General features: G+C 38.5%; 16 protein-coding genes. 15 read left to right on the top strand and 1 reads right to left on the bottom strand.

The genetic code is table 11. The features are described 5' to 3' along the window. Window positions 1-70: 70 nt before the first annotated feature. From DSBG_RS00170 to DSBG_RS00125, 10 genes are all read left to right on the top strand, one after another. A complete protein-coding gene (locus tag DSBG_RS00170) occupies window positions 71-2479 on the top strand; it encodes an nSTAND3 domain-containing NTPase (RefSeq protein WP_068962208.1) in 2409 nt (802 codons plus the stop codon). Window positions 2480-2944: 465 nt separating this feature from the next. Then, window positions 2945-4423, top strand: a complete 1479-nt coding sequence (gene istA / locus DSBG_RS00160) for an IS21 family transposase (protein WP_068962206.1) — start codon at window positions 2945-2947, stop codon at window positions 4421-4423. Further along, window positions 4420-5166 (top strand): IS21-like element helper ATPase IstB, encoded by a 747-nt coding sequence (gene istB, locus DSBG_RS00155; RefSeq protein WP_068962205.1) that lies wholly within the window; start codon window positions 4420-4422, stop codon window positions 5164-5166. Before istA ends, istB begins: the two co-directional genes overlap by 4 nt. A 263-nt stretch (window positions 5167-5429) precedes the next feature. Continuing rightward, complete coding sequence (locus DSBG_RS00150; protein WP_068962204.1) at window positions 5430-6551, top strand: Fic family protein; 1122 nt, start codon at window positions 5430-5432, stop codon at window positions 6549-6551. Between the two features lie 235 nt (window positions 6552-6786). Beyond that, window positions 6787-7128 (top strand): helix-turn-helix domain-containing protein, encoded by a 342-nt coding sequence (locus DSBG_RS00145; RefSeq protein ID WP_083236642.1) that lies wholly within the window; start codon window positions 6787-6789, stop codon window positions 7126-7128. 1 nt (window position 7129) lies between these two features. Continuing rightward, window positions 7130-7993, top strand: a complete 864-nt coding sequence (locus DSBG_RS00140) for an ImmA/IrrE family metallo-endopeptidase (protein ID WP_068962203.1) — start codon at window positions 7130-7132, stop codon at window positions 7991-7993. Beyond that, entirely contained in the window at window positions 7980-8615 is a 636-nt protein-coding gene (locus DSBG_RS00135; RefSeq protein ID WP_068962202.1) for a hypothetical protein, read from the top strand. The genes DSBG_RS00140 and DSBG_RS00135 overlap by 14 nt, the downstream gene beginning before the upstream one ends. A 71-nt stretch (window positions 8616-8686) precedes the next feature. Beyond that, window positions 8687-8827, top strand: coding sequence for a hypothetical protein (locus DSBG_RS22725; RefSeq protein ID WP_176716119.1), 141 nt, complete (start codon window positions 8687-8689; stop codon window positions 8825-8827). A 238-nt stretch (window positions 8828-9065) separates the two neighbouring features. Continuing rightward, window positions 9066-10502: a plasmid pRiA4b ORF-3 family protein gene (locus DSBG_RS00130; protein ID WP_242877347.1), complete on the top strand. Its 1437-nt coding sequence runs from the start codon at window positions 9066-9068 to the stop codon at window positions 10500-10502. A 33-nt stretch (window positions 10503-10535) separates the two neighbouring features. Then, the gene (locus DSBG_RS00125; protein ID WP_068962200.1) at window positions 10536-10868 is read left to right on the top strand and encodes a recombinase family protein; all 333 of its coding nucleotides are present in this window, start codon (window positions 10536-10538) and stop codon (window positions 10866-10868) included. 254 nt (window positions 10869-11122) lie between these two features. Here DSBG_RS00125 and DSBG_RS00120 read toward each other — a convergent pair whose 3' ends face one another. Further along, a complete protein-coding gene (locus DSBG_RS00120) occupies window positions 11123-11947 on the bottom strand; it encodes a LysR family transcriptional regulator (RefSeq protein ID WP_068962199.1) in 825 nt (274 codons plus the stop codon). A gap of 143 nt (window positions 11948-12090) precedes the next feature. Here DSBG_RS00120 and DSBG_RS00115 point away from each other — a divergent pair, with 143 nt between their 5' ends. The 5 genes from DSBG_RS00115 to DSBG_RS23460 all read left to right on the top strand — a co-directional run bounded on the left by DSBG_RS00115 (window position 12091) and on the right by DSBG_RS23460 (window position 16008). After that, a complete protein-coding gene (locus tag DSBG_RS00115) occupies window positions 12091-12939 on the top strand; it encodes an aldo/keto reductase (RefSeq protein ID WP_068962198.1) in 849 nt (282 codons plus the stop codon). A gap of 19 nt (window positions 12940-12958) precedes the next feature. Next, the gene (locus DSBG_RS00110; RefSeq protein WP_491005687.1) at window positions 12959-13936 is read left to right on the top strand and encodes an aldo/keto reductase; all 978 of its coding nucleotides are present in this window, start codon (window positions 12959-12961) and stop codon (window positions 13934-13936) included. Window positions 13937-13948: 12 nt separating this feature from the next. Further along, a complete protein-coding gene (locus DSBG_RS00105; protein ID WP_068962197.1) occupies window positions 13949-14833 on the top strand; it encodes an SIR2 family NAD-dependent protein deacylase in 885 nt (294 codons plus the stop codon). Between the two features lie 177 nt (window positions 14834-15010). Further along, entirely contained in the window at window positions 15011-15439 is a 429-nt protein-coding gene (locus tag DSBG_RS00100) for a hypothetical protein (protein ID WP_068962196.1), read from the top strand. Window positions 15440-15624: 185 nt separating this feature from the next. Then, the gene (locus DSBG_RS23460) at window positions 15625-16008 is read left to right on the top strand and encodes a hypothetical protein (RefSeq protein ID WP_242877346.1); all 384 of its coding nucleotides are present in this window, start codon (window positions 15625-15627) and stop codon (window positions 16006-16008) included. The last annotated feature ends 406 nt before the right edge of the window (window positions 16009-16414 follow it).

Raw genomic sequence — 16414 nt, 5'->3', positions numbered from 1 at the left:
TACCAATTTTTGTTTAATTATTAGGATAAGTACGTGCTAATGTACATGAAGCTGGCGAAGGAGAATGTAAATGCTCAATTACCACAATCTCAATGATGTTGAATTTGAAGACCTTTGTAAAGACATTATGGAGAAAATCTTAAATACAAAGTTGCGGGTTTTTGCTAAGGGACGGGACGGAGGTATTGATATAACAGATAATACAACAACTCACAACATAGTCGTGCAGGTTAAGCATTATATAAACAGCACATTTTCTGACTTGCGGACGAGTTTGAGAAAAGAAATACCTAAAGTAACCGAGTTGTCGCCGAACGAATTTTATGTATGCTGTGGTAAAACTTTAACCAGTAACAATATTGAAGAAATATATACCATGTTTTCGGATTATATGGAATCAGATAAAAATATTCTAACTTTAAAAGAAATTGATGATTTTTTGAGCTTGCCTCAAAATGCAGATATTTTTCGAAAGCATTATAAACTTTGGTTATATTCTTCAAATATCTTGTCGGATATTTTCAACCAAGATATTTTTATTGATTGTGAGTCGCTGCTATATGGCATTGAAAACGAATCCAAATTTTTTGTACAAACTTCTTCTTATGATATTTGTTTAAAATGTTTAGAATCGAATCGAATAGTAATGTTATTAGGCAATCCGGGGGTTGGTAAAACAATGACCTCAAAAATGTTAGCTTTATTCTGGGCTAGTCAGGGATATCGCGTCAGATACAACACAAACGGGGATATTTCGGATATTAAACGCTCTTTATCAGGCAATCGTGAGTGCAAAGAAATCATTTTTCTTGATGATTGCTTAGGACAGCATTATTTTAACATGAAGAGCACTCAAGAAAATGAATTAATATCGTTAATAAAATACATTAAGACAACTCCAAACAAAATGTTAATTCTTAACTCACGGATTACAATTTATAATGAAGCACAAGAGCGCTCTGAAGAATTCAAGATTTTTATTTTAGGCGATACCACGAAAATTCACACAATCAATATGGATAGAATATCAAGCCTCGAAAAGGCAAGGATATTCTACAACCATCTTGTGTTTAGGGACATTCCTCAAGAATATTATAAAGATATTAGAAAAAACCGTCGGTACTTAGAAATTGTAAACCACCCTAATTACACACCCAGAATCATTGATTATATAACTCAAAAAAGATTATATTTATCTGTTGCAACCGATGCATATACGAAATTCATTCTTGCAACTTTATCGCAACCGAATGACATATGGAAAAACGAATTTGATTATCGATTAAAAGATGTGGATAGAGCATTTATGAGTACGCTTTATTCTCTTACGGATACTACAGTAGATTGTAATATCTTAAAGGAATGTTATCACAAAAGACTTTCCAACTTAAGCAGAATTGATCCAACTGTTGATACTTTCGATCTGGTTCTTAAGCGTCTTAGCAATTCACTTGTGAAAATAGTTGATAACCGAGGGACAATGCAGATTGGTGTAATAAACCCATCAGTTAATGATTACTTAAAGTTGGTATTTTCAAATAACATTTTGGAATTAACCGAAGTAAGAAAATCTATTCAACATTTCGCACAATATGAGCGATGCTACGCAAAGGAACAACAAGAAAATGCGTTTCGCCAAATGCTTATAGAAGGAAATCTAAAGACGACAACTTTTAGAAGCAACGAGGAAAAGCTTCATGTCATCTCTTCGAAAATATGTCAATACGAGATAGCTAACAAAGCGTATACAGATATTGTTTTGGATTTTTTAATGACCCCTTATGAAGGTGTGCCAACGCTCACGGACATATTATTGGCTAAGAAAAATGGGAAACAAATAATACTAGGCTTATGCACGAAATTCACAATCTTGAGATTTTTACTTGAGGAGCCTTTTTATTCTTGCTATGAATTGTTTGGCTTTTTACAAAATAAAGCAAACGTCATAAATATTTTGGAAAGTGTTGAACTGAAAGAATTGGTAGAAATCACTTCTCTCATATATTGCACTTTGCAAAATACCCGTGTTCAGCACAATATGCTCGAATGGATGGTCAAAGAATCAAGCAAAATAATTCAAAATGCGATAGATAAGTATGCCAATTATGTTGACACCTCCGCGTATGTTGAAGACTATGATATTAGCGATCTAGTCAAAAACCACCATCATCAATATTATATAGGCGACGGAGACTATGATATGGACTTTGATATGAGTGGTGCTACGGAAGAACTTGAAACATGGGTGGTTAAGGATGTAAAAGATGATTTGCGTGATATTATTTCTATTTTACCCGATTGCCTAAAAAGCAAATTCGATATAGAAGAAATTTACATTAACACAGATTCTTCGGAGATTAAAGGCATTATAGAATCTTATTTGGAACCATCGATTGATGACGATAATGACTTTGGTCATAGTAGCAGTCCTACGGATAGTAGCGATGTTATTGATTTTATTTTTGATAGAGATATTTAAAATTAGCTGGACTTATATATTGAATAACGACAGTATATTGTTTGCCCAATTGTTTACCCCAGCTCGAAAATGCATCCAATAAAATCTTATACGGTGGAAAAATCAAAATATAAGAAAAAAACTGATTTACAGGGCTTTCGGCAGTGACAATATAAAAACCCATAATGGACGTATTTCCACGATGAATTCCCCTCGGAGACGGTTTACCCCACCCTTGGCAGGGGGAGCGTTGAGTTGGATGCCTTATAGTGTCCGACTCCTATTATTTTTTATGTAAGACTTGACACAGGCTAACGAAGGTGTTACGGGAGGCATAAATCAAATAAAGTGATTGAAGCTGACTATATGTAAATGATAATGTAAAAGTGTACCACCCCAAGGCATTTTGACAATGAATTAGTTTACCACCTAACATAAGAATCCCGTAAAATATTAGATGATATTTTACAGGGAGGAATGAAAGGTGTGATCATTGAAATGGACTTATACTCTGCTATCCGTACTCGATATACAGATGGTGAATCCATTCGTTCAATTGCCAAAGGCTTGGGTATTTCCAGGCAATCCGTTAAAAAGTATTGTGAGGGTTCAACCCATCCTGAAGTACGGAAAGCCTACCAACGAGAACCAGACGTAGTAAATGATGATATCAAGTCTTTCATTCTTGGTTGCTTCAAAGAAGATGAAGCTGAACATCTCAAAAAGCAAAAGCACACCGCCAAAAGAATTTATGACCGATTGGTTGCTGAGAAGGACTTTAGGGGGTCTTACTCCTCCATACGAACAGCTGTTAGACTTCTAAAGTCCGAAAGAACTGTTCCCCCGCAAAGTAGCGTCCCCCTTTCTTATGCGCCTGGTGAAGCAGTACAAATCGACTGGGGAGAAGCGACTATATATCTAGATGGGCAGAAAACGAAAGCATATACCTTTTGTGGCCGATTATGCTACAGTTGTGACATATTTGTTCAGGTCTATAAATCGAGCAATGAAGAAACCTTCTTAGAGGCTCAACAGCTTATGTTTGATTTCTTTGGCGGAGTTCCGAGACGATCAATATTTGATAATGCTAAGGTGGCAGTCAAAGAAGGTTTTGGGATTTACGCGAAGCCACAGGATAAATATCTTTCCTTTGGCGCCCACTATGCCTTTTCTTTGGATTTTTGTAATCCCGCAAGTGGAAATGAAAAAAGTCTAGTTGAGAATCTGGTGGGATATTCTAGAAGAAACTTCCTCGTCCCTGTTCCAAGAGTGGCCGATATTGAGGAACTGAATCATCTGCTTCGGAATGCTTGTCTCAACTACAGGGAGAGCCATAAGGTAGAACACCGTAGTCACCCAGTAAAAATAATGTACCAGGAAGAAGCAAGGTTCTTAAATCCGATACCCCAATTTAGATTTGATACTAGCAAAACCGCGATAGCTAAAGTCGATGATTTCTCCACGGTACGCTATGAGAAAAACAATTACTCTGTTCCCACAAAGTATCTTAGAAAGAATGTTACGGTTAAGGGATATGCCAATACCGTCCATATCCTTTATGAAGGAACAGAGATAGCTAACTTCCCTCGTCAGTATGGCTCAGGCCACACAAAATATTGCTTAGAGCATTACATCGATCTTCTGGAAAGGAAACCCCGTTCTGTGAAAAATGCGAAGCCGGTTAAGGAGACGCTGACTCAAGAACTTCTGGCTTGGGGAAGTCAATTGCCAGGTGGGAATAAAGAGATGGTCAAGCTATTGAGGCTATGTATAGATTATGGAGAAGATCGAATACTGGCCATTAAAAAACGTATCCCTGGCCAAATCATTCCTACCGTAGATATTGTAAGAACCTATTTAAGCAAACCCGCTGAATCTTCCGTCGTATATCTTAAAAATGAGATCAGTATTACCGAGACTGACTTGAGAAAATATGATGAGAAATACGGGGTAGCTAACCAATGAACAATATCCAAGCCCAGACCATTGAACTTTATGCTAAGCAATTAAGACTACCAACCTTCAATCATTATGAGAACGTCATTCGCCAACTGGGAAGTGACAAAACCTATGAAGAATTTCTTCTCATCCTTATGAAAATGGAACTGGATTCCCGCACGGAAAGCAGCCAACGTCGAAAAATTAAAACAGCCAATTTCCCGTACATAAAAACCATTGATGAGCTGGACTGCAGCTACTTTGAGCATCTTACTGAAGCCTTTATTCATGAACTGGGAAGCTGTGATTTTATTAGTAAACGGCAGAACATCGTGATGATTGGGAACCCAGGGACCGGGAAGTCGCATCTGAGTATAGCTCTCGGTGTCAAAGCCTGTATGCAAGGGATGAATGTGAAGTTTTACACTGCAGCTAACCTTTCTAACGAACTGATAGAAGCTCAGGAATACAAGAAACTCCTTAAGATTGAGAAACAGCTTGCGAAAACTGACCTGTTAATTATTGATGAATTGAGTTATCTGACCTTTAATCGGCATCAATCGGAATTATTGTTCAAAGTTATTGCTGACAGAGCTGAACGTCGGAGCGTAATTGTTTCAACAAACCTAAAATTCTCAGATTGGGTCACAATGTTTGAAAACACCACGATGGTTACCGCTCTTATTGACCGGTTGACGTTCAGATCCCATGTATTGAACATGAATTCTGATCAGCCCTATAGGGCTGAGTATTCCAACAAGAGTAACTAGCATCAAGGGAAATACTTGCCAGGTGTTTCCCTATCTTTAGGGGCTATGTGGTAAACTTTTTCACTGTCAAAAGGTTAGAAATGGCAAACAATTTCGTTGTCATTGCTGGTAAACTAATTCGTTGTCACGTGGTAAAAAAATTCGTTGACATTCACACTATATATAAATAAGTCACATTTTTGAAATATATAGTTCAATAAACGCTTTCAAAATGAAATACATATGTTATTATTAAAATAGCATATTTTCAAAGGAGAGCGTTTATGTTTAGCAATTCTGGAAGCTATGAACCTCAAATATCTAAAGAGCATAGAGTTTATTATACGTTTACTCCAAAACTGTTTAGTAATTTGACTGACAATGCTATAAGCATTGACGATGAACTTACATCACTTTTATCAAAAGCACATAGATTTTTGGGAATTTTAGAGGGTATGTCACAATATATACCAGATATTGACACATCTATTAACATGATAATGAAAAGAGAGGTGCATTTATCCTGCCAAATTGATGGGATTAATGCATCTTTTTATAGTATATTTGACTTTAAAAATGAGAAAAACGAAGATGTCAAGAAGGTGTTAAACTGTACAACTGCTATGAACTATGCTATTGAAAAAGCCGTTTCAAATAAGCTATTATGTGAAATTCATGGTTTTTTGATGAAAGACAGCAATAACGAAAACATTGGGAAATTCAGAACAACGCAGACCTTTTTAAATCCCCATGTTCATTCGAATATGATGGAATATAATCCCACCGCACCGGAAGATATGGAACTGGTTTTAAATGACCTTGAAAAGTTTATAAAAGCTAAAAATCATGTTGATATACTCATAAAATCCGCACTCATTCATTATCAGTTCGAGACAATACACCCCTTTGAAAGCGGTAACGGCAGGGTTGGACGAATACTTGCGATGCTGGTTTTATTGCAAAACAAAATATTATCGAAACCAGTAATATCTTTATCGTATTACCTTTTTCACAATAAGGTAGAATATTTTGACAGGCTTTCAAGCGTACAAAGGATTGGCAATTATACACAGTGGGTAAAGTTTTTTATTCGAGCAATCATTGTAGCGGCAGACAATTCAATAAGACAGATTGAAAGCCTTATTGCTTTAAGGAAGAAGAATAGAGAAAAAACTAAGACACTCGGCAAGGCGTCAAGAAACACAATGCTTATGTATGAATATATCGAAAGAAATCCTGTAATAGGGATAAGACTTATTGCCGATGAATTGGGTCTTTCTTTTAATACAGCGGCAAAAGCTGTTGAAGCAATGGTTGACTTTGGGATATTAAAACAGGTGAACAACCAATCAAGGCATCGGTGTTTTATATATGAGGATTATGTAAAGATATTTGATATGGTATAGAAATTAGTTTAAATGGCAGTGAAAGCAGGTATTCTTGGTGCAGCAGGCTCGGATACGAGGACCATAAATGGTGTTCATGTGACTGTCTGGAAGTCGCTCGATGAAATTATGGTCATAAAAAATTTGATTTCGGCAATACTTAACATTTGTTCCAATTTAGAACTATTATTCATATTATATAATTGACAGAAACAAAAAAGTTCTATATAGTAGATATAGATAGGAGTGATGGACATTGTTTAATGCCATAGGTGATAAAATTTCATCAATCAGAAAAGACTTGGGAATGACACAGCAAGAGATGGCAGAGAGAATTGGTATGAGTAGGCCTTCATTGGTTAAAATAGAAAATTCTCAAAGAGCCATTTCTCTGGATGAAGGGAATGCCATAAGCAAAGTGCTTGGAATCAGCTTGGAAACTTTATTGGCAGAAGAAAAAGAAGATGCTGTTACTCAAAGTTTTGTGAAAGCTTTTAAATCTAAAGGAATGACACCAAATAACATTAACGAAATTGCTAAATACGAATTGCTATTTGATGCCTTTATTACTCAAGAGCAAATCTACAGAGGTGAGTAATATGAATGGTATAGAAAAAATCATACAAGATAAGGCAAATATGCTGCGACTGCAATATAATTTAGGAAATTATTGTGGCCGCAGCATATTTGATATCATTGAAAAATTAGAGATAGAAAACAACAATCCTTTGCTTTTTAGGCTCCCTTTTAAAAATGATGAATTAGCAGGATTTGTAGGATACAAGAATAACATATTCACCATTTATACTAATACAAATAAGACATTGGGATACGAAATCTTTACGGCAGCTCATGAAATCTATCACATTATTGAAAATGGGCTGGTTGTAAAAGAACAGGTTATTATACAGGAAAGTTTTTCTAAAGAACAGGAAGAAAAAACTGAGAGCAGTGAAATATTAGCCGACATTTTTGCTGCTGAATTATTGATGCCGGAAAAGGATATTAAAAAAGAATATCATCGGCTGATAAATAAGTATGGATTATCCTCTGCTGATGAATCTATCATTGTTATGCTGCAGCAAATATATTTCGTTGAATACAAAGCAGTGACCAAAAGACTCCGAGAGATTGGTGCAGAAAATTATGATGAAGGAACTGAATACAAGCTCAATCAGATATTACTGCAAAAGAACGGCTTAGTTCAACATACTAAAAGATTGGGATATTCAAACGATTTAAACGAGCCGAGCAAAACGAAGGTATATTTACCTAGAGTGATTTTGACGATGATAGAGGAAAATTATAAGAGCTCACTTACTAGCTATGATGACTTAACAGTGTTATTTAATTATGCAGGTTCAGATCCTGAAGATTTTGGATATGAGGAAAATGAAGAATTAACAGACGTAGCGAAGGAATTAGAAGCGAAGTTAGGAAGTGATCGCTTTGGCAAGAAATAAGGCGATCTTTGATGCAGATATCCTCATCAATGTAGTGAAAACAAAAAGTGTTGAGTACTTAATATCGGTTTTTGAACAGATTTATGTGAGTGATTATGTTTGGAATTGCGAAATCAAAGAGGACACTCAGGAATATCCTGTTCTAAAAAGTATGCTAAATAGGGGCTTCATAAAAATATTGGAATTTAGCAAACTTACAGTTGTTCAACAAGGAATTTACAAAAACGCATATCAAATACTTAAAACACAAACATTGCCTGAATTCGTAAATGAGGGAGAAAAAATAACGGCGGCCTATGCAAAAGCACATAATGTAGCCTATTATATGTCGGATGACAATAAGGCGGCACCACATATTAGAAGTGTTGCAAATATAGAAGTCATAAATTACTGTGATCTTCTATACATAGCTTACATGGGAAATGAAGATGATTATAAAAAGTTGGAAGACTTTTATTCTACTTATTTAGGGACTTTTACAAATGGACAAGTCCCTAAGAGTGTGAAATCAAGAAATGGAACAGTACTGTCTTTTGATGAGATTCTTGTAAAAGTCTGTAACAAATTTGAAAAGAGCAAGCAGTTAAGTGCTCTTGTGGATTTATTCAAATCGAAACCTTAAAAAATGATAGTGAATTTTTTAAGTACATCTGGATTGTAGCCCCAAGGCAGTGCGACTGCAGTAGGGAGGAAATGAGTAAAGCTCTTGCTGTACTGGAAAAACGGCATTATATGGCAAGTAATATGTCAAATGCCCTTGAAATTAATCTCGAAGCCGCCCAGAAAGTTAAGCGGGAGGTTGAAAAGAAAGAATATTATTGCAGGGTGTCATGAGAGTTTGAAAAAACTAATCCGAAAATAATTATTAATTGTAAACAGATGGGATTAACACATCAGGGTATTTTGCTTATTAATAACATGCTAAAATTTATTAAAGCACAAGTAGAAAAATTATAACCGTGTATTGACACTAATTTGAACGTAGGATATACTAGTCTCGTGCACGTGTATTGACACTACTTTCAGAAAGGGGTAGAAAAAACTGAATGAAACAATAACTACATTAGCATTTATGCAGGAAGTATTAAAATCTTATAAAAAAACCGCTTCTTTGCAGAAGACAGCTGATGAACTGAAAATTTCATATGCAAAGGTTAGAAAGATTCTTATTACATTAGGGGAATATAAAACGGATTTTAGCTTGGAGGTTCGAAAAAGAAGAAGCATGGGTAAGAGTATTCCAGAAATTGCTACTGAATTGAATACTTCAACAAACAGAGTTACTGCATTCTTGCCATATGAAAAAAATCTTTATTCTGGTCCGGAACTAACAACAGATGCTAAAAAGAGTAAAGTATATAGAAAAAGAATTAAAATTGCCCGTGAAAAATTTGTAAACAGGGCAATAAATAAAGATGAGAAAAGAAATTTGTCAGCAAGAAAGGAAAAGTTCATGACAAACGATAGTTATAACAATACAAATGCGTTTAAAGCAGTATATCTTCATTTGGAATTAAAAGATGACCATTTGGATGATGCAGAGAAAACGATTCTGCGCAAATATGGAGAATCATCAACAGGAGACTCAATCAGCAGAGATATTTTAATTCCATCAGATATGCCCCTTCATAATTTGCACTATGCCATACAGAGATTATTTGGATGGCAGAATTCTCATTTACGCAGATTTGTTCTGCCTGAGGAAATCTATAACAGGTTAACAGATAGAACTGTAAAAGGCTGGACTGATTTAGTGGGTATACTTTTTCAGCCTCCTGGTGAGAGCGAGCATGATGTTTTTTGGGATGAGGACTACCAAAGTGGGAGCATAAAAACATGGCTTAAGAAAAAGTATACAGGACCATACTTCTTCCATGGAATTATGGAAGATTTTGAATGGGCTCAAAATGACATTAAACAATTAATTGAGCGTTTTCCAATTCTTGAGGTTCAGGAATCTTTTAGTGATTATATGAATAGGAGCAAGGGAAAGGATAAAGCAAAACCGCGAATTATAAAAAAAGCACCACTTATTGAATTAACTTTGGAAGAAATGGACAATTCCATTTCTATGGAGGGTGGAACAGAGAGCTTGCTTGAACGACTTGAAGTAGCAACGGTTCTAGCTTTCAAAGATGATGATGATGTTTGTAGTGATAATGATATCTTTCCAGTAACACATAAACTAATCTACAATTATGATTTTGGAGATGATTGGACAATAACCATTACTAAGGAAAAGGATTGCAAGGAATTACTTCAAAAGGGCTATATTTCAAAGGATGAACTATTAGATGCAGAAGCGACGGTATTGACAAAGCATAAGCCTGTATGCATTCATAAGGACGGAGTATTTGTTCTTGATGATGTAGGAGGGTTGCATGGCTTTGTAAGTTTCCTGAAGGAGATCTATGAAGGTGAAGACAAAGAAGAACGAAGTAATTATAAGGCATGGGCACAAAGCCTTGGATGGAGCGAGAGAAAAATATCAAATAAACTGACTTTGTAGAGGGAATGTAAGATAGAATTTTTTATGTAAGACTTGACACAGGCTAACGAAAAATACAGTGGGGATGCCCGACTTCAAAAAACTATTACAACAGCCCTATATAATAGGAAGAAAAATTCCGGGGAAGCTCCAATGTACTATGTGAAGGATAGTCATCCTGCCATAATTAGCCGTGAGGATTTTGAGAAAGTACAGGGATTGATGGCGCACGGGCCAAATCAAAAGGGAACCGAGAATGAGACAGAAGAAAATATAATACCGATATGCGATGCAAGGACTGATATAAAAGCTATCGCGGCGGTCCCCTGTCCCAACAAATCAATAATCAGAATATATCAGCATTATTACAGAGGCAGGAATGGTTAAAATCCATTCCTGTTTTTTTATTCTTAAAACAGGAGATAAATGATAGATGATAGATGATACAAGCTACTCTATCTAATTCCAAACGTCCAGACCTGCCGTCCATTCAGGTCTGTTTTCCGATTTCAGGATATAAATTCAGTTTAAATCTGGAATCGTCATGAGACAGAGATTGCCTTATTATGATTAACTTAACCGACCTGTCAAGCCAATTCTGTCTCTGGCATGAGCATAATTGAATGCTGGGTGTAAGTGATTTATAGATTTCTCAGTAAAGGTCGAAGCAACTTTTCTGTCTTTGCAAGTACGATTAGGTAATAAGTTACCCGACTTTCGGGATCGGAAAAGGGTATATTAATCCTGTTGTTACGCCGGGAAGGTATCATGCGGAGCGTTATATCGCTCGAAAAAGAAGGAAGATCAGAAGAATTTGCAAGCTCTTCTTGTTTAAAAAATTTGCCATGAGGCATCTTTTCACGAACGACATCTTCCCAGAAACCAACATGTGCATACATGATGAAATTTTGCCCATCCATGTCTGCAAAAGTAATTTCTTTATAAGATGCGGCAGGATGAAAAGGTGGCACTGACAACATCAACTGCTCACTCCGATACTCTTTACATATGAAGTCCTCATTAGGTAGTGGTTTCGCCAGTACAATCATGCCGTAGTCTGAATTCCAAAGTCCTTTGAGCAGCTTTTCCTCTGTATCGACAGCAGCGGATAATGTCATGCCAGATAGACTTGCTGTGGCAGTGGGCAGGAGTTCCATGAGTGGCCCAGGGGCACAACTTCCAATGGTTAAGGTATGAAGGCTCCTATCATAAGCCTTGATATGAGCTTTCATTTCTTCCTCTTCATCGAGAATCCGCTTTGCATATTCAGCAGCAAGTTTTCCGGTCTCATTCAGTATAATTCGGTTTTTCTGGCGCTCAAACAGTGTAACTTCCAATATGTCCTCCAGCTTTTGCATGGAGCGGGACACAGATGGTTGTGCGATGTGGAGTTGTTCCGCAGCTGCTGATAAGGTGCCACATTCATAAAACGCTCTTAGGTGTTCCAGTAAATAAATTTCAATCATATGATCAGATTACTCCTTTTTCAGTATACGTCTTAAGTATAGCGCAATGTATAAGAAATATTATACTCTTTTAAAGAAATCCGGTAAAATTTTATTGTACAAACAAAAATTGTATACTTGGCAGGAAAATGAGGAGGATAAATATGGATTATTTAAAACTGAATAATGGAACAGAGATGCCTTTGGCCGGAATCGGAACTTTTTTGATGGAACCAAAGGATGCAGAGGCAGCTGTGATTTCCGCATTGAATAATGGATATGTCCTAATCGACACAGCAAATGCATACATGAATGAGAAAGCTGTGGTACGAGGGATAAAGGCATCCGGTTTAAAGAGAGAAAATATCTATTTGTCCACGAAACTGTGGCCGAGTGTCTATGTAACAGCAGATCAAGCAATCGAAGATACCTTAAAAAGACTAAATACGGACTATATCGATCTCCTTTTTCTGCATCAGCCAGTCGGTGATTATATCGGTGCTTATAAGGCAATGGAACGTGCAGTTAAGGCGGGGAAGGTTAAGAGCCTTGGGCTTTCCAATTTTACAATCGAACAGATTCAGGAAGTAGTTGATGCCACGGAAATCAAGCCCGCAGTTGTTCAGGTGGAAGCGCATCCTTATTATCCTCAGACAGGTCTCAAAGCGTTTCTGAAAGATATGGGAACTGTCGTCATGGCATGGTATCCACTGGGACATGGTGACAGGAATCTGATAAACGAGCCAGTGTTCACAGAGCTTGCAACAAAGTATGGGAAAAGCAATGCGCAAATCATCCTTCGCTGGCATACTCAGGCGGGCAATGTCGTCATTCCCGGCTCGAAGAACAAGGCACACATCAGGGATAACTTCAATATCTTCGATTTCACTCTGACGGATGAAGATATGCAGAAAGTCGCATCTGTAGACAAGAACGTGAGATATTATACGGCTACAAAGGAAGTACTGGAAGGATATCTTAAGTTCGCACCGGATTTTGACAGACAGGAATAAGACAAAGAGGATGACAGATGTGGAAATAAGAACACTGGGAAATGAATTCAAAGTTTCAGCAGTTGGACTTGGCTGCATGGGATTCAGCCATGCATACGGTGTACCGACAGAAAAAGACGAAGCGATCCGCTCGATTCAGGCCGCTTATGAAATGGGATATACGCTGTTTGACACAGCTGAGGTATACGGTACGCAGGATGATCCGCACGATAATGAACGGCTGGTTGGAGAAGCACTGAAACCATACAGAGAACAAGTGCAGATTATCAGCAAGTTCGGTATCCATTTTGATCTGGATGATGGAAAGGTGAATCATGGACTTGTCCCAGATGCTCGCCCCGAGATGATCCGGAGGTCCGTGGAAGGGTCGCTGCAGCGCTTGCAGACCGACAGAATCGATTTGTACTTTCAGCATCGTATCGATCTAGATATTGCTCCAGAAGAGGTTGCCGGTGTGATGTCAGAACTGATGCAGGAAGGAAAGATCCTTCACTGGGGAATTTCTGAAGCGAATGAAGATTATCTGCGCCGTGCCAATGCGGTTTGCCCGGTGACAGCTGTGGAGAACCGATATTCCATAATGGCACGACAGTATGAAGCACTCTTCCCGGCGCTGGAAGAGCTCGGTATCGGACTGGTAGCTTTCTCACCGATGGCAAATGGACTGCTCACTGGTGCGTATGGCAAGGATGCGAAGTTTGATTCTAAGCTGGACTATCGTAGCGCAATGCCGCAATTCAAAGCGGAGGCCATGGATCGGAACAAAGAGCTTTTCGATCTGATCAAAGGGCTGGCAGAAGAAAAGCAGGCGACGATGGGACAGATTTCTCTGGCATGGATGCTTTGCAAGAAGCCGTACATCGTACCAATCCCCGGAAGCAGAAAGATTGAAAGAATCCGGGAAAACGGTGGTGCAGTAAATGTGAAGCTGATAAAGCGGCAGAAATCGCCATCCATACGGTACTGGAGTACTTGTCAAATAGCAAAAGCGAGATAAAGGTGATATTCAATGTTTTTAAGGAATCAGACGAAACCTCCTATCGGCGTATCCTCGGTGCAAATTGACAGGCTGAAAGAAGGCATTAAAAATGCGGATGCCGTTGTCATCGGTGCAGGGGCGGGGCTTTCCACATCAGCGGGATTTACCTATTCCGGCGAACGCTTCGACGCGCATTTCCGTGACTTTGGAAAAAAATATGGCTTTAGGGATATGTATACCGGCGGCTTCTATCCTTATAATACCCCAGAAGAACACTGGGCCTATTGGAGCCGATTTATCTATTACAACAGGAATGAAATAACGCCCAAAACGGTATACCAAGATTTATTGCAGTTGGTAAAGGATAAAGACTACTTTGTTCTCACTACGAATGTCGATCATCAATTCCAAATGTCAGGCTTTGATAAGCACCGCCTTTTTTATACACAAGGTGACTATGGCCTTTTTCAATGCTCCGTACCATGCCACCAGAAGACCTATGAGAATGAAGAAGTCATTCGACGTATGGTAATGAAACAAAAGGATATGCGCATTCCTACAGATATGATTCCAATGTGTCCAATCTGCGGCAAGCCTATTACTATGAATTTGTGCTCTGACGACCATTTTGTTGAGGATGAAGGCTGGCATAAGGGGGCTTACCGATACAACGAATTTATCCGCCGCCATCAGAATATGTGTATTCTTTTTTGGGAAATGGGTGTTGGCTATAATACTCCCATTATCATAAAATACCCATTTTGGCAGATGACAGCGCGTAACCATAAAGCCATATATGCCTGCCTAAACTTTGGGGAGTCAATCTGCCCACAGGAAATCGCACAACAATCCATTTGCATCAATGCCGATATTGGCGCTGTGTTAAGCATCGTCATAAAAGGGACCTCTCCTTGAAAGATAATTTCGCGGAGGGGCCCTCTGCGAACATCAAGAAAAACACCTGCCACACGAGGCTTGGCATATAGTGCAGCCATCACAAGATAATACTTCCCGGGATGGTTCAAAAGGAACAAGAGGAAGAGTTTTTTATCAAAGCCTTATGATACAGCCATCCCCCACGCTACCAGCAGCATGTTAGGTGTTTTTCTGCCAAATAACCGTACACAGCCACGTACTCCAGAACATGAAGAATATTTTGCCGGTACACGGCCAGGGAATGAACGTGATGAATTGTTTCGTGATATAGGTATGGGATGTGGAGCACATTACACTGAAAAACCTGTACCAGCCGCTAATATTACAGATACCTTGCTTGAAAATCTTTCAGAAGATAGGCAGACTCCAATTTTTGATGCAATAAGAACTCATATGCGGCATCCTTTGTCTGACGCTGAGTTGAGGCAGCTTCACACGGTTTTAAGAAATCAACGCAGACTATCAGTTCAACGTGAAGGAACTGCTAAAAAGACCAATTGGATATGGACAATGATTGTGGTCAAGGTACGGTTTAGAGAATGTCAAGGGGACGGGGTTGTTGACATCACTCATGCAAGAGTGTAACAACAACCCCGTCCCCTATGCTTTCGCAGCCGTAAAGCAACCTTAGTACATTGAAGAGAATCCGGATGACAAGTGAACGGATTGCTATAGAATAATTTGCCAAGTAGGCTGACCTTTTTCAGAGCCCAAAAATCCCTGCCCACCCCTGTAATTAAAACGAAATCCCAGAAAGAAGTAGTGGCGGAATGGCTGGAAAAAGCCATTGCCAAAGCCAGCGGCAACGGGGAATACCGCTTCAGCCTGCGCCAGCTCTCGCCATGGGGCTGGAGGGGAAACTCCAATTGCACGATAAAAATAAAGTGATACCCCCTGAAAGGATCATGCAGGAGAGCCTGGATCAAAGCCTGCATGATAAACTGGGCCAAAGGATTGCGGCGGAAATATTGGAACAACATCACCATGAGGATCAGATAGCGGAAGCGGTCCGACAGGTCAAAGAGCGCTGTGGTGACATTCAAACCCGGTTAGCGGAGACGGTGCCGGCGGAACTGGGGAAGGAACCGGTCCAGCAATGGAGGGATGTTGTAGAGGATGTGTCCGAGGAGATGATTAAAAATTGCCCGTTTTGAGGTCTAGCTAAGCTAGATTAGTCAAGCTTAAAACAGGCGAATTTTTAAACTGGAGACTAAGTTCGGTTACATACGAGCGAGTTTCTCATACGTTTTTGTCGTTCTGGCTATTATTTTCTGATAATAGTAATATTCGGCAGGAATATTTAAGAAAGCAGTAGAATTCTAGTTGAGAGAAATTTATATATCAAAGCCATTTTACAATATGAAAAAGCCACGCCATGCAAGGATGATAGGAGACGTCTTGAAGCCATTTTGTCTATAATTGGAAGTTTGATTAATTTAGAGTAGAATTCTTTCAAAAATTGACTCAGTTAAAGAGTAGTGTGGTTTTTCTAGACTTAACGACTTCCATAAGGGGTTCCAAGTATCAGATAAGCCTTTATTAAGAGTCAAAGACACTCAA

It is taken from the genome of Desulfosporosinus cupriresistens (genome assembly GCF_001707885.1).
Lineage (GTDB): Bacteria > Bacillota > Desulfitobacteriia > Desulfitobacteriales > Desulfitobacteriaceae > Desulfosporosinus.
Note: the sequence above shows the minus strand (reverse complement) of the source record. Positions and strands in the feature narration are given on the sequence as shown.